General features: G+C 45.3%; 15 protein-coding genes and 1 pseudogene. 9 read left to right on the top strand and 7 right to left on the bottom strand.

Annotated features, from left to right (window positions below; translation table 11 throughout):
- Positions 1-31 precede the first annotated feature (31 nt).
- Positions 32-1,291, top strand: a complete 1,260-nt coding sequence (locus tag BLT91_RS02580) for an MFS transporter (protein WP_090816244.1) — start codon at positions 32-34, stop codon at positions 1,289-1,291.
- Between the two features lie 34 nt (positions 1,292-1,325).
- Positions 1,326-2,495: an MFS transporter gene (locus tag BLT91_RS02585; protein WP_090816246.1), complete on the top strand. Its 1,170-nt coding sequence runs from the start codon at positions 1,326-1,328 to the stop codon at positions 2,493-2,495.
- A 67-nt stretch (positions 2,496-2,562) separates the two neighbouring features.
- On the opposite strand, the gene BLT91_RS02590 is transcribed toward BLT91_RS02585, so the two are convergent.
- The 5 genes from BLT91_RS02590 to BLT91_RS02610 all read right to left on the bottom strand — a co-directional run bounded on the left by BLT91_RS02590 (position 2,563) and on the right by BLT91_RS02610 (position 6,724).
- A complete protein-coding gene (locus BLT91_RS02590; protein ID WP_090816248.1) occupies positions 2,563-3,225 on the bottom strand; it encodes a TetR/AcrR family transcriptional regulator in 663 nt (220 codons plus the stop codon).
- A 124-nt stretch (positions 3,226-3,349) separates the two neighbouring features.
- Entirely contained in the window at positions 3,350-4,378 is a 1,029-nt protein-coding gene (locus tag BLT91_RS02595; RefSeq protein WP_090816250.1) for an ABC transporter permease, read from the bottom strand.
- Positions 4,378-5,109 (bottom strand): ABC transporter ATP-binding protein, encoded by a 732-nt coding sequence (locus BLT91_RS02600; RefSeq protein ID WP_090816252.1) that lies wholly within the window; start codon positions 5,107-5,109, stop codon positions 4,378-4,380. Before BLT91_RS02600 ends, BLT91_RS02595 begins: the two co-directional genes overlap by 1 nt.
- A 177-nt stretch (positions 5,110-5,286) precedes the next feature.
- Positions 5,287-5,958 carry a hypothetical protein gene (locus tag BLT91_RS02605; protein WP_217635170.1) on the bottom strand — a complete coding sequence of 224 codons (672 nt, stop codon included), beginning with the start codon at positions 5,956-5,958 and terminating at the stop codon, positions 5,287-5,289.
- 133 nt (positions 5,959-6,091) lie between these two features.
- Entirely contained in the window at positions 6,092-6,724 is a 633-nt protein-coding gene (locus BLT91_RS02610; protein WP_090816256.1) for a YktB family protein, read from the bottom strand.
- A 193-nt stretch (positions 6,725-6,917) separates the two neighbouring features.
- Here BLT91_RS02610 and BLT91_RS02615 point away from each other — a divergent pair, with 193 nt between their 5' ends.
- A complete protein-coding gene (locus BLT91_RS02615; RefSeq protein ID WP_090816258.1) occupies positions 6,918-7,769 on the top strand; it encodes a stalk domain-containing protein in 852 nt (283 codons plus the stop codon).
- On the opposite strand, the pseudogene BLT91_RS02620 reads toward BLT91_RS02615, so the two are convergent.
- Positions 7,766-8,390 (bottom strand): annotated as a pseudogene (locus BLT91_RS02620) (response regulator). The gene BLT91_RS02615 and the pseudogene BLT91_RS02620 sit on opposite strands and share 4 nt — an antisense overlap.
- A gap of 101 nt (positions 8,391-8,491) precedes the next feature.
- Here BLT91_RS02620 and BLT91_RS02625 point away from each other — a divergent pair.
- Positions 8,492-9,142, top strand: a complete 651-nt coding sequence (locus BLT91_RS02625; protein ID WP_090816260.1) for an ABC transporter permease — start codon at positions 8,492-8,494, stop codon at positions 9,140-9,142.
- 58 nt (positions 9,143-9,200) lie between these two features.
- Here BLT91_RS02625 and BLT91_RS02630 read toward each other — a convergent pair whose 3' ends face one another.
- Entirely contained in the window at positions 9,201-9,311 is a 111-nt protein-coding gene (locus BLT91_RS02630) for a YjcZ family sporulation protein (protein ID WP_090816262.1), read from the bottom strand.
- Positions 9,312-9,532: 221 nt separating this feature from the next.
- Between BLT91_RS02630 and BLT91_RS02635 the strand changes: the two genes are divergently transcribed.
- The 5 genes from BLT91_RS02635 (at position 9,533) to gntK (ending at position 14,640) form a co-directional block, all read left to right on the top strand.
- Positions 9,533-9,769 (top strand): DUF6953 family protein, encoded by a 237-nt coding sequence (locus BLT91_RS02635; protein ID WP_090816264.1) that lies wholly within the window; start codon positions 9,533-9,535, stop codon positions 9,767-9,769.
- A gap of 216 nt (positions 9,770-9,985) precedes the next feature.
- Positions 9,986-10,582: a hypothetical protein gene (locus BLT91_RS02640; protein WP_090816266.1), complete on the top strand. Its 597-nt coding sequence runs from the start codon at positions 9,986-9,988 to the stop codon at positions 10,580-10,582.
- Between the two features lie 198 nt (positions 10,583-10,780).
- Positions 10,781-11,785, top strand: a complete 1,005-nt coding sequence (locus BLT91_RS02645; RefSeq protein WP_090816268.1) for a LacI family DNA-binding transcriptional regulator — start codon at positions 10,781-10,783, stop codon at positions 11,783-11,785.
- An 18-nt stretch (positions 11,786-11,803) separates the two neighbouring features.
- On the top strand, positions 11,804-13,075 hold the full coding sequence (locus tag BLT91_RS02650; RefSeq protein ID WP_090816269.1) for a nickel pincer cofactor-dependent isomerase, group 22: 1,272 nt from the start codon (positions 11,804-11,806) through the stop codon (positions 13,073-13,075).
- Complete coding sequence (gene gntK / locus BLT91_RS02655) at positions 13,072-14,640, top strand: gluconokinase (RefSeq protein ID WP_090816271.1); 1,569 nt, start codon at positions 13,072-13,074, stop codon at positions 14,638-14,640. Before BLT91_RS02650 ends, gntK begins: the two co-directional genes overlap by 4 nt.
- The last annotated feature ends 6 nt before the right edge of the window (positions 14,641-14,646 follow it).

Genomic DNA, 14,646 nt, shown 5'->3' on the forward strand with positions numbered 1-14,646 from the left:
GTTAAAATACGCCAATATAAGGAGAAATCTTATGATTTGGATGCAAAAATGGCGGAAAAATAGATTGTTTTCCCCATTTGTGATGGAATTGTTAATTATTATGTTTGTCGTCGAATTTGTGAAGGGAGCCCTGCTTTTAACGATTTTGCCGGTTTATATGAAAACAACGCTAGGTGCCTCAGCTTTTATTATTGGGTGGACGCTAGCGGCTCAATATATTGGAGATAATGTGCTTCGTACACCCGTTGGCTGGATCATTGACAAGTTAGGATACCGAACAACTATGCTCACTGGTGTACTCATGGCTTTTGTTTCGGTTATTCTTATCGCAACGACTTCCCAATATATATGGATGATTATTGGATGTGCACTGCTTGGTTTTGGTACAGCACCGCTATGGCCCTGTGTGATCACAGGCACGACGGAAGTGGCGGGTGAAGAGGGTAAAGCTACCATCATGAGTGTTGTCTATATGGCCTGGCTTTCGGGAGTTGGCCTGGGTCCGGTGGCCATTAACTTTTTCGTGGGAGAAAGTAATTATAGATCAGCATTTCGGTTATTAATTGGCTGTATGACGGTTGTGGTACTTGTAGCGCTAATGCTTCCCAGAAAGCATGACGCAGTCAGCATGGAGGGTGAGGACAAGATGAAGAAAGCAGTTGTTCACAGCAGAGCTTCTGCATCTCTCATGCAACGAGTCTCGACGTATCTAAGTGAAGTTCGAAGTTCCATGACTGTAAGCCCACTGCTTTTCCCGGCCATGTTCGCACAAACGTTTGCTCTGGGGATACTGACACCAATTCTCACACTGTATGCCAAAGAGGTGTTGAAGCTTTCTTCTTTTCAGTACAGCATGTTTCTCATAGCAGGTGGAGCGGTTACGGTCATTTTCTTAGTTCCAATGGGAAAATTCGTTGATCGCCTAGGCATTCGACCATTTTTGATTGTTGGTTTTATGCTAAGCGCTGCTGCACTTCTGCTCTTTACATTCGCAAAGTCAATGGCGCTGCTTTATGTTTTGGTTGCTGTACTTGGGGTCGGCTATGCCTTTATTATTCCATCTTGGAATGCGCTCATTGCCTCAGCCATTCCACCTGAGAAAAGAGGAGCCGTGTGGGGCTTTTTCCTGACAATTGAGGGCTTAGGGATGATCATCGGTCCGATTGTTTCTGGCAAGCTGTGGGATGTGTATGGCTATCATGCGCCATTCTTGATGAGTGGCTTAGTTATGGTGCTGCTGCTTGTTCTTCAAATGTTCATTTCCATCCCCAAAAAAGGTGTGGTACGATAAGGGAAAATGTTTCGTTTGGAGGATCAAAAGCATCATGAATAAACAGATTGGAATCATCATGCTGTTGTTAATGACTATATTCGTAGGTTTCGGTATTATCATCCCTGTTCTTCCAGAAGTTGTTAAGAGTGCAGGTGCTCAATATCATAACGCGCTGCTGTTATCAGTTTACTCTGCGGCCTCATTCCTAATGTCACCGATATGGGGGGGGATTTCCGATCGGATTGGACGCAGACCGATTATATTAATCGGCCTACTCGGGTTCAGTGTAAGCTTTTTGATATTCGGATTCGCAGCTGGTCATCTGTGGATTATGTATGTATCCCGTATTTTGGGCGGCTTATTCTCAGGAGCAGCAACAGCTTGTGCTGTGGCATATGTGGCTGACATTACAACCGCTGAGAATCGGACGAAAGGTATGGGCATGGTAGGGATGTCGATTGGCTTAGGTTTTATCTTTGGCCCAGCACTTGGCGGCATTTTAAGCCGTTGGGGGTCTTACCTTCCTTTCTTCGTAGCTTCTGCACTTGCACTTGCATCCTTTGTTTTTGCATTTGCCATCTTGAAAGAATCTTTGCCTTCAGAAAAACGGACTTCCAAAAAAGAGAAAGCGCCATCCAGATGGACAGCGTTCTCTGGGGCTTCGAAGTACCTCTATGTGTTATCGTTCTTCGTTTCTTTTACATTAGCAGGCTTGGAAGCAACACTTCAGTATTATCAAATGGACAAGATTGGCGCAACGCCATTCGATATCGGCATGATGTTCTTAGCCAGCGGCATCGTTGGGGCCGTAATCCAAGGCGGTGTTGTTCGCCGCTTAGTCAAACAGGGTGCCGAGCAAACCGTAATCGGCATCGGATTATTGCTATCAGCAGCTGGCTTTTTCCTGTTGCTGTACTCGAGCAGCGTAGTGACCGCTGCCATTTACTTGTCGGTCTTTGGCGCGGGTAACGCGCTCATACGCCCTTGTGTGACTTCGCTGATTACTCAGCGCACAAAAGTAGGGCAGGGCGTAGCGACGGGCCTCAGCTCCTCTATGGACAGTCTGGGCCGCATTGCCGGCCCGCTCCTTGGAGGAGCGGTGTTCGCCATTGCACATTCGCTGCCATTTATCATCGGCGGCGTGCTCTGCTTGGCAGCGATCATGCTGCTGCAACGCTTCGTGCTTATCGATCGTCAGACGCGAGCTCAGCAAACTGCTTAATTGATGAAAAAAGCTGTACACTAGCTTCCCAAATAGGGGAGACTAGTATACAGCTTTTTTTAGAATCTTAAGGTTTGCGTGGCGCTAAACCGTGCATGATGAAATCAATTGTATATTCGATTTCTTGCTTTTCATCCCAATCCGCGTCCGGCACCAATAGAAATCGGGTAATCAGGAAGCCGAAAATGGTTGATACAATCAATCGCATACTCGAAGCTGCTGGAAGTTCAACTAATTGACCCTCAGCCTGAAAGTGTCGAATGGCTTTATAAGCTTTTTCCAGCACCAAGACAGCAACGGTTTCCTTAAATTGTTCTCTCATCTCAGTATGAAAAGGAATTTCATGCATAAAAATTTTGATCACTGGGAAATTTTTGCGGGCAAATTCCAACCTGTTCACAATTATAGCTCGTAAAAATTGTTCAACAGTTGGATATTCCGCTTCCAACACCTTGGTGAAGTCTTTCACAGCGAACGGAGCAATAAGCTTCGTCATAATGGGGGCGACAATGGATAACAGCAATTCTTTTTTCGTCTTATAGTGACGGAAAATCGTTCCTTCCGCTACGCCTGCTTTCTGGGCAATTTCACTGGTAGAGGAGCCTGCAAATCCTTTCTCGGAGAAAATCTCCACAGCCGCTTGAACAATCTTTATCTGTTTATCAGTCATTTTCTCTTCTTCGTCATTCAGACGCAGCAGTTCATTTAACCATGGCTCGATTTCGGACATTGCATTCACCTCCTTAGAGTTTTTCGTAAGTAAAACTTGCATCGTTAGCATTAACTGAGTTTTGCTTTAACAATACAAGCATGGTAAGCTAGATTGTATTTTTTTTAAGGATCACATTTTTTCATTATATCTTACGTTGCTTCCTCATTGCCAATATGTTTAAAATCATAAAGCAAATCGTGAATGCCGTGAGCACGAGAACGTCCAACCCAATGCGATCCCAGCCTGCACCGCGAATCATTATATTCCGAAGGGCATCTGCGCCGTATTTGAGCGGCATCACGACTCCGATCCAGCGAAGGTATACGGACATTGTATCGAGGCTGAATAAGCCTGAGAAGAATACCTGAGGAACGATTATGAGCGGAATGAATTGAATCATCTGGAATTCATTATTCGCGAAAGCTGAAATGAGTGTTCCCAGCGATAATGCAGCCAGCGCGAGTAGGACAGTGATCAGCAGAACATACCAGAAAGAGCCGACCAACATAAGGCCGAGTACACTAGTCGCAAACCAAGCGATAAGCGTGGCTTGAAGCGTTGTGAAGATACCAAAACCCAAGATATAGCCGACAACGATTTCCCACCGACGAAGGGGTGTGGCCAGGAGTCGCTCTAAGGTTCCACCGGTTCGTTCCCTCAGGAAGGAAACACCAGAGAGCAGGAAGACGAAGAAAAAGACGAAAAAACCAATAAGAACAGGACCGAAATTATCAAAAGCGGCCATATCGGCAGACCCATGCAAATAAGTGATGCTTGGCGCTAATGAATTAGAATTCGCAGGAATGGCGCTTTGTAAAGCTTTTTGAAGCAGGAAGAGCACAGCCTTATTTTTGCTCGGGTCACTACCTTCTAATGTTACTTGAAGTGCTGCCCCATTCATCGCAATGATAGCATCTAAACGCACAGCCTCGAGCTCGGTTTGGGCATTATCTGCCGTAAAGGTGGTAACGTTAGCATTCAGGTCCTGCAGTTTTTGAACCAAGGGTGCGGGGAGATCAACAGCGCCTAGTTTAGGGACATAAGTGTTTCCATTAAATACCAATGACATCATGAAAAGAATCAACATTGGAGCTACAAGCATCATCATTAATGTTCGTTTATCGTGAAAAAACTGGCGCAAAATGCGGATGACAATCGCACGAATTCTCATTATTTGGCCCCTCCATAATAGAGGAATGCTTCTTCAAGCGTAGAGGAGGATGTGGCTTGTTTCAGCTCATTTGGCGTTCCAACAGCTGTGAGCATGCCGTCTCGAATCATACCAAGCTGATGACATTTATCGGCTTCGTCCATCACGTGAGTGGTTACAAGAATTGTCGTCCCCTTCTGGCTAAGATTCGTTAGCTCTTCCCAAATCGATTTCCTTAACACAGGATCAATACCAACTGTTGGTTCATCGAGAATCAGAATGCCGGGCTCATGCAGCAAAGAGGCGGCAAGCGATAAGCGGCGCTTCATTCCGCCTGAATAATTCGAAATCTGCTTCTTCAAATGAGATCCCAGATCCACGAGCTCCATGACATCATGAATACGTTGTTTTCGCTTAGTCCCTGATAACCCATATAAAGAAGCGAAAAATTCTAGATTTTCTTGAGCGGTTAACTCGGCGTACAAGGCATCGGATTGTGCCATGTAACCGATTTTCGATAACATCGTTAATTGAGGCATGAGTTGGCCTAGCACATGAACGGTACCTGATGTGGGAGCATCTATGCCTGCAATCAGTCGCACAAGCGTTGTTTTACCTGATCCGGAAGGGCCGAGAAGTCCGAAAATCTGTGCTTTAGGTACGGCTAATGTGATGTTCTGCAGAACAACTTTGTCACCAAATTGTTTGCTGACACCATTGACTTGAATAGATAGATCTGTTGACAGAATCATGCACCTCTTTCTGAAAGTGAGTAATCACTCATTTTCTTGATGAACATATCATACGCTATCTATATGTATTTGTGAAGTGAGTAATCACTCATTTTACAAAAAATTAAAGTGGTACTGGTAACACAAAAAGACATCCCTTAGGGACCCTTAGGGATGCCTTTTTGTATCTCTTGCCTGTCAGTTTTTTACTTTTGCATCTTTCTTATGGTCGACCCATTTCTCAATCGAAGGGGTTAGCTGCTCCTTGATGGATGCCACGAGCTTGTCCTTTGAAATGCCTTTAGACTGGGCAATTTCAGCCAGCGATTTGCCTGACTGGAGTTGAGCGTGAAGCTCGTCCTTGCTCAGACCGAGCGTCTTAGCGAGCTTCTCCGTGTCAGGCTTGAGTCCGAACTTGAGCCACTTACCTCGTCCATCATGTTTGTCTAACAAGTTCTTCTCATTAAGGATGAACTTCAAATGTTCACCGAGCTTTTGCTTCATATGCTCGCCTTGGTCGGCTGTCAGCTTGCCGTCTTTCACGGCTACTTCGATCTTTCCAGTCCGAAGCTGCTGAAGCTTGGCGGTTAAGTCGGCTTCACTAATCCCTTTATCTGCTGCTGCTTCTACAATACTTTTGCCGTTCTTCAGCGATTTCACTAACGCTTCTTTGTCAACGCCGATGACAGTAGCGGATTCTTCAATAATTGGCCATTTCCGCCCATGACGGCCCTTTTCTTTCTCATCTGCTTTCTGCAGAGAAAGGGTTTGCAGCTGCTCCCCAGAAGGGTTTTGAGCTGCAGCCGACATAGTTGGAAGCGTACTAAGCACGATTGTGAGGGCAATTGAGCTCACAAATAGCTTTTTCATATAAGTATGGTTCATAGTGTGCGATACCTCCTTTCCCGATAAATTAGGAATTACAGCACTTAGTCTGTGCAGGAGGGGTGAATTTTAGTTTAAAGGAACCTTAGTCCCACATAAAAATTTCCATAAAAATGGCCTACTTGGCGTCCACAGCCATTTGGTAAAGTGGAATGAGTTTCTCGAATGTTTGTTTAATAAGCTTTTCAAGCTCAGCAGGTTTCGCTAGTACTGGATCCTTGAAATTAAGATTTTTGCCGATTAGAAGCTCCGCTTTTTTGACATCACGGAAGCGAGTCAATGCGTCGTTCCATCCGCCGCGGTCTAATTCCGACAGGGAGGTAACATCCTTTTTCATATGGTCGAAGGAAAGCACGAAATTGGAGGGAATCTCCTTTTGCAAGCGATCGATATTTTTTATGTAAGTAGCAGCAATATTACTTTTATTCGGGAGTTCATAGATAAGAGCTAGCCAGATAAACATACGATCATCAAAGAGACCAACTTGAAAGTGAGGCACCTGTTTATACCCGCGTTTATTCGGACAGATAGCCATCCAAGTATCAACCGGAGGGTTTACTTTGCGTCTTAAGTGTTTAGCGATATGGAGGAACATTTCGGTCCCCGAAAGGAGAGACAAATCCTGAGCCAGTGAATCACCTAATGCTTTAAATTTGGGCTGAATGCGTTCCCGAATGGCTTCCATACGTCCATCTAGGCCTTCTATTGCAAATGTATCGAAATCATGCTGTGTAAATCCAGTAAAACTCATCGTTTGTATTCCTCTTTTCAATTACGTTTTCAACTATTCTAAAGCAAATAGTGTCTTCTCGCAATTGTTTAAGAGGTTCGTAGGGAGTGAAATAGGCCATTCGACCGATTTTGTTGATAAAAGCAGGAAAAAAAAGGTTTTTGCCGAAATGTGTGGTAACCATCAATCAGGAAAGACAGGAGAATTAATACCTATGAGTATGACAAAATGGTCCAAAATCGCGGTGCTGGGCACTTTAATGGGGACTTGTTTTACAGCGGGCGTTTACGCACAGGATTTGATTCAGCGTGTTGATGCCTATCTAAGGAATGATTTCAGTGTGGTTGTGGACGGGCGGCAAGTTCAGTTGGCCAATCCGCCGTTAATTTATAACAATGCTAGTTATTTGCCTGTGAAAGAACTTGGGACATACCTAGGAGCCGTAGTGAATTGGAAGGAAAGCTCTAAAACAATCTATATTAATTCTCGTATAAATCCTCAGCAGCCTACGGAAGGCAATGGGACGAATTATACAGAAATTGTGTTTCAATATCCATATGTCCAGTATTTTGATTACCTTGGCGGTACATACCCTGTTCTGACGAACATGACTGAGCAGACATATTACCGTTTATCAGACGTTGAGAGAATGGGTGTCCGCACAGATGGATTGCGCAAAGCGAAGGAGAAATATTCGGAGGAGCTTTATGTAAGTGAGGCCGAACTGAAAAGTGCCTGGGGAAAAGAACCCCCACAATTATCTTATTCTAACTATGAACCTATTGCCATTACAGGCGAAAAGGATCCAATTAAGCTGAAAGCGATCAAGGAATATGTAAAAAGTTTCCGCTATTATGAAATCAACAAAGTGCCCTATATGTCGAATCCTATTATTGTCGATGCTTTGCCCGAGCTGAATACTTATAGCTATTTGCTTACGGAGAATGGGCATTTCTATCGTACCACACTCAAACTGACACAAATTAACGGCAGCAATAATCAGCCTGATTATGTAGTAGGAAGCTCCTCCAAAGAGGACATTCAGGTAACAAGGGTCAATAATTAGCTAATGTCGCCTGATTGTTTTTTTAAATAAAAAATAGCAATTTGCGTTCGATCACGAAGGTTCAGCTTACTAAGAATTTCTGTAAAATAATTCTTTACCGTACCTTCGCTCAGGAATAGCTCCTGGGCGATTTCCTTATTGGACAAGCCTTCTGAGATTGTCACTACAACGGCTTGCTCACTTGCTGTTAATCCATAGTTACTAAGTGATTTGGGTGTATGTATAGTAGGAGGGGCACTAGGACTAAAGAAGTCGTCAATTTCTTGGCAATATCGGCATGAATAAGAAGATTGCCTTGGTCTACTGCTGATCCCTTGAATAATCCGAACCGGTGGAATGTTCTTGAGAAGATAACCGCTGGCTCCGTTTCGCAAGGGCCTGAACGATATATTCATCATCGTCGAACGTCGTCAGAATAAGGACAACAACATCCGGGTAAGACTGCTTGATTTTCAGCGTACCTTGTACACCGTCACAGATTGGCATCCGAATATCCATGAGGACTACGTCAACCTGTACATCGCTTTGGATAAAAGCAAGAGCTTCATCTCCATGTGTACACGTTCCAACCACTGTAAGATCGTCGTCGAGTCCAATAATTAATTTTAAGCTTTCATTAATGAATGGATCATCGTCCTGAGCACCGGGTTGATATCGCTTATATCAATATGGATCAGGGATCAATGGGTTCATAGGGTTCATATATCGTACTGGAGCTTTCTATGCTGCCAGATTACCGACTCAAAGAAGAAACTTCCGAAACGGTGTTAAAAGAAGACGTTATGAAGCAAAAAGTTAACGCGGCCTTTTGTAATCCCAGAAGGATTCAGCGAGACTCTGATGAAGGGATCATTATCGCAAGTAAACGTACAATGGCAAGGACGTACGCAGCCCCTGTTCGCTCGATCGAAATTGTATTTGGGAATTTCATGGGCAGCTTTATGGTTGGGACTTTGCAGGTGCTGGTCATCCTGTTGGTTACGCGATATGTAACCAACTATGAGTATGGACTTCCATTTTTGTCGCAATTTATTATCTTGGAGTTTTTCTTATTAGCATCCATGGGAATCGTCAGCGCCGTGGCTAGTCTGGTCAAAAATACGTCGTACGTGGGCATGGTTAATACGCTAGTTGTTACCCCGACCTGTATGTTAGGAGGCTGCTTCTGGCCGATCAGCTTGATGCCGGATTGGATGCAGAAAATTGCGAACTTCGTTCCGCAAAAGTGGGTAATCGAAGCGATTCAGCGCATGGCGGCAGGGCAGTCATTATCCCAGATGTGGATGCACATGGGCGTTCTCATATTGTTTGCATTGATTCTTCTAGGCGTCGGTTCGGTCATTCTCAAACCTGGAGATGCTGAGGTGGGTTAACAATAATAAAAGGGCTACCTGCTTCAGTGCAAGGCAGCCCTTTCGTATTTTAAGTGAATTAGATGACGAAAGCACTAGAGATAATTACCAACAAAATGAAGAGAACCAAAATTGCTGCGGAAGACGTATAACCAACGCCGCCGCCTACACCAGCTGCTCCATAACTCATTCAAATCACCCTTTCGTTGTTAAGATCTGTTCCTTAGTCTTACAGAGACAGCATATGGAATTAATTCTAGAATGAATGGGCTATTGAGTCATACTCGAATGATTGTGCTCCTGTACCTATCCGAATGATATTTTGAAAGTGATTATGTTACAATGGAACGATGGCATTACTCGCCCGAGCACAAGGCCACATTAATCATAGTTATAAAGGAGAGAATGCGAATGGCCGTTACGGCTAATGAAGTTGCGGAGTGGATGATGGAGCAGTTGAAATCCGCGGGAATTTTACATCAGAAAGAAGCAGTTGACTATATTATCCGTCACTTCGGGGAATCCTTCATCTATGTAAATGAAAATGGGAATCAAGCGATTTCCAAAGATGTGAAGAAAATATTTAAGAAATTGCATGGCGGCAAAGCGGCTTGGGAGCGCGATGGATTTTTCTGGGGATGGCATTAAAATAGTGAGATCTGCATAGGCAGGTGCTATTTCCTTTCCATTTAGGGCTGAAGCCGGTTTGAAACAGGCGTCAGCTTTTTTTGTACGTTTTTCCTTAAAAAAATGTCAATAATCCAAGTTGCTAAAACATAGAATTCATAATAAGATAAGGATAAGAAGATAAGTTGTCTGAATATTTAAATAAAACAAAAAGCACAAATTATGGAGGGGATTGCCGTGAGTAAGAGTCATGAAGTGGAATATTGCAACCTAGAGTTACGATTTGATCGCCGGCTAATCCGGAACTTCATTAAAGCGCTCATTCAGGAAGGTTATTCTCTGTATTGGAACGAAAGCGAGCTGCAATTCATCATTTCCATTCGTACAGGACGCAAGCTCATTAAGTTGAAATTTGAACGAATCGGTGAAAAGTATAAAATCGTAGGCAATTATTCCTTCAAGGATGAGAAGCTCGCTGAAATGATGGAGAAACTGATTGGTGACACACGCGGTCACGCCGTAGTAAAAAGATTTAAGGATCGGCAAATTCTCATTGAGAATATTATGTTCGGGGAAATTATTCGTATGGTCGAAATTAGCGGCATCGAACATAAAGTGCTGTATCAGAAGGAGCCTGCCGTGACAGTAGAAGAAGTCATGCAAGCGCTACGATCCAAGCGTACCGATGAGCGAATTCCTATTTTACGCATGGAGCTCGATTACGAATTGGCAACCTTACATGATGCGATGGCTGCAGGCGATGTCAAAGCGATCATGGAGAGTAAGACGAAGCTGATTGAAATGCGACAAGAAATGCTCTTATTGGAGATGTGAAAATGAATAGTGGATTTAAATAAGAAGAGAGCCTGTATCTATATACGGACTCTCTTTTGCGTTTATTAAAGACCGGACCCGCGTTTTTTGCATAGATTCATGCATCAGTAATCCCCTGAAAGGGGAGGTTTTTTGTATCGCAAGAAACTATTGTTAACGTGTGCATATATGTGTTATGCTTCTGATAGAGGTGAAGGTATGAGCGTTACCATTAAGGATATTGCCAAGCTAGCAGGTGTATCTCATACGACTGTTTCCAGAGCGCTCAACAATAGTCCGCTCATACAGGAGGAAACGAAGGAGCGTATCCGAATCATCGCCGAGCAGATGGATTATTCGCCCAATTTTAGTGCCAAAAGCTTGGTGTTAGATCGTTCGTATAACTTGGGTCTCTTCTTTACCACATTGAGTAATGGGACTTCTGCAGGCTTCTTCTATGAAGCGATTCGTGGTGTCAACTCGGTCATTCAGGATCGATATCAATTAATCGTCAAAGGGATTGATGACTATACTGGCTTTCACTCGATTACTCGGAAGAGCTTCGACGGGATTATCATTGTCAGCCAGAGCGATGAAGATCAGGCCATCATTGATCACATTGCCAATAAAGGTATTCCGCTTGTTGTACTGAATCGACCTGTGACCACAACAGGCGTGCTGAATGTCCTTTCGGACGAGGAGCAGGGAGCATTCCTAGCAGGCTCTTATTTAATTGAACAAGGACACACACGCATTGCTCTGATTGAGGGTCGTCAAGGATTCAAATCCGCTCAGAATCGGAAAGACGGATTCGAGAGAGCGATGAAACAATTTCAAATCACCATACCGTCAGTTTATCGTATGCCAGGCCTGTACGATCTTGAAAGCGGCCATAGAGCCATGCAGAAATTTCTTGCGCTGGATGAAAGACCGACAGCCGTTTTTTGCTGTAATGATGAGATGGCACTTGGAGCAATGAAAGCCGTTTCAGAAGCCGGGATGCATGTACCTAACGACATTTCGGTTGTAGGCTTCGATGATACGGTATTCGCTGCTTTCGTAACCCCGGCCTTAACAACTGTACGCAGACCGATCGAACAAATCAGTAAAGAAGGTGCTTTACGTCTTCTTGGAAATATAGAAAATAAGCAGCACGAAACGGAGCAATTGCTCTTGAAAACAGAGCTGATCGTGCGGGAATCCGTGCGTTCACTGTCATCTTAAGGAAAGAGGGATTATTCGATGAGCATTCTGAGAGAGTTGTTAAAGGATATTCCAATTCCACAAATGGTCAAGATTCGCCAGAAGTTTGACCGTACCATTTTGGAAAATCCAGAGTTGGAGTTAGCGAGTAAGCTTGCCAACAGCGGCGTTATGGAAAGCATTCATCCTGGACAGCAGGTTGCTGTTGCCGTAGGAAGCAGAGGGATCGCTAATATCGCAGGCTTTACCAAGACGACCATTGATGCTATTAAGGACAGAGGTGCATTCCCGTTCATCGTACCTTGCATGGGGAGCCACGGAGGCGCGACAGCCGAGGGACAGACGGAGGTTTTGCAGCATTTCGGCATTACGGAAGCCTCAATGGGTGCACCGATTCGCTCTTCGATGGAAGTCGTACAGATTGACCAGCTGCCTAACGGCTTGCCCGTTTATGTCGATCGCATTGCTTCCGAAGCAGATGCCATAGTCGTCATTAACCGTGTGAAGCCTCATACGGCGTTTCGTGGGCGTATTGAGAGCGGAATCATGAAAATGATCGCGATCGGGCTCGGTAAGCAAAAAGGCGCTGAAGCTTGTCACCAGCTTGGTTTTAAGTATATGGCTGAGAATGTGCCGGCAATGGCCAATTTGATGATCAAGAAGCTGCCAATCGTGTTTGGTGTAGCGCTCGTAGAAAATGCTTATGACGAGACGTGCCAAGTGGAAGTGCTGCCTGCAGCTGAGATTGAAGTGCGCGAGGAACAACTCTTGATTGAAGCGAAATCGCGGCTGCCGAAAATTTTGTTCGACGAGATCGATGTGCTAGTCATTGATTACATTGGCAAAAATATTAGCGGAGACGGCATGGATCCCAACGTAACGGGGCGTTACCCGACGCCTTATGCGCACGGAGGTCCAGATGTCGCGAAGATGGTTGTTTTGGATTTAACCCCTGAAACAAAGGGAAACGCAAATGGTGTAGGCACGGCTGATTTTACAACACAAAGACTGGTGGATAAAACGAATTTGGAGTTCACGTATGCGAATGGATTAACTTCAACCGTTTGTGCACCAACCAAGATCGCAACAACGTTGGAGAATGATTTCTACGCCATCAAGGCTGCCGTTAAAACATGTAACATTTTAGATTACACGACCTGCAAGTTAGTTCGGATTCAAGATACACTTCATCTCGGCGAAATTGAGATTTCCGTGAATCTGTTAGATGCAGCGCGTCTGCATCCGGATATTGAAATACTGTCGGAGCCCTATGAGCTTTTATTTGATGCAGAGGGGAATATTAGCAAATGACAGAACGATCAGCTTCTAAGCCTTACATCGTTGCGGCGGATATCGGTACAACAAGCACCAAGACGCTCGTGATCTCTCGGGATGGGCGGGTTCTGGCATCACACTCTATCGAATACCCCCTTTTAAAACCGACTGTTGATCGAGCCGAGCAAGATCCGGATCAAATTTTCGATGCCGTTGTGCAGGGGATTGGGGCTGTTGTTCGCAAGCTCGAAATTATACCTGACCAAGTGCTCTGCGTCTCCTTTAGCTCTGCTATGCACAGCCTAATTGCCGTTGATGAGCAAACTAAGCCTCTGACCGCTTGTATTACTTGGGCAGACAATCGCAGTGCGAGTTATGCGGAAGAGCTAAAGCGCAGCGGTCTAGGTCAGCAGATTTATTCGCGGACAGGCACACCGATTCACCCGATGTCTCCGCTGCTCAAGCTGATGTGGTTCCGTGATAACGAGCCGGGGCTTATGAAGGAAACATATAAGTTCATTGGCATCAAGGAGTATGTTTTCGTGAAGCTGTTTGGTCGTTACCTTATTGACCATTCACTAGCGAGTGCAACAGGGCTATTCAATCTTGAGAATCTCGATTGGGATGAAGATGCACTTGGTCAGGCTGGTGTGAATCGGGAACAGCTCTCTGAACTAGTGCCGACTACGCATCGCATAGAAGGACTTAGTGCCGAGTATGCCTCCGCGATGGGCTTGTCCAAGGACACGCCGTTCATCATCGGCGCGTCCGACGGCGTCCTCGCGAATCTCGGCGTTGGCGCTTTCGAGCCGGGTGTCGTCGCCGTCACAATTGGCACCAGCGGTGCCGTACGCAGCGTCGTCACCAAGCCGCAAACCGACCCTGAAGGCAGGCTGTTCTGCTATGCGCTCACAGAAAACTTCTGGGTCGTCGGTGGACCTATCAACAACGGCGGCATTGTTTTCCGTTGGGTGAGAGATCAGGTCGCTACTGCGGAGGCAGAAGAAGCGCGCCGCCAAGGGATTGATCCCTATGATTATTTGACGGAGTTAGCGTCACAAGTGGGGGCTGGTTCTGAGGGCCTGCTGTTCCTGCCGCTGCTCTCAGGGGAACGCGCGCCATACTGGAACGCGAACGCGCGCGGCGTTTACTTTGGGCTTTCACTTAGCCATCAGAAGAAGCACATGATTCGTGCAGCGCTCGAAGGCGTCATGTTTTCCATTCAAGCCGTTGCTGCTTCTTTGGAGCGGATCATGGGACCTGCTACAGTGATTCGTGCATCTGGTGGTTTTGCCAGATCCACGTTTTGGCGCCAGATGATGACGGATATGCTCGGCACATCCGTGACCGTACCCGACTCGATTGAGAGCTCAGGGATCGGGGCAGCTTTGCTTGGTCTGCTCGCCATGGGGGAGATTGAAGACTTATCCCATGCACACAATTGGATTCAGGTAGGAATGGCTCACGAGGTAAATGAAAGCGATTATCGTATCTATCAACAATTGACAGCTATTTATACAAGCGTATATCATCAGCTAAAAGATCAATTCGATGCGATTACCGCCTTTCAAGGACAGCACCTACGGAGCCCTCAATCATAATAAGCT

Origin of the sequence: Paenibacillus sp. yr247 (assembly GCF_900103825.1) — a bacterium.
GTDB lineage: Bacteria > Bacillota > Bacilli > Paenibacillales > NBRC-103111 > Paenibacillus_E.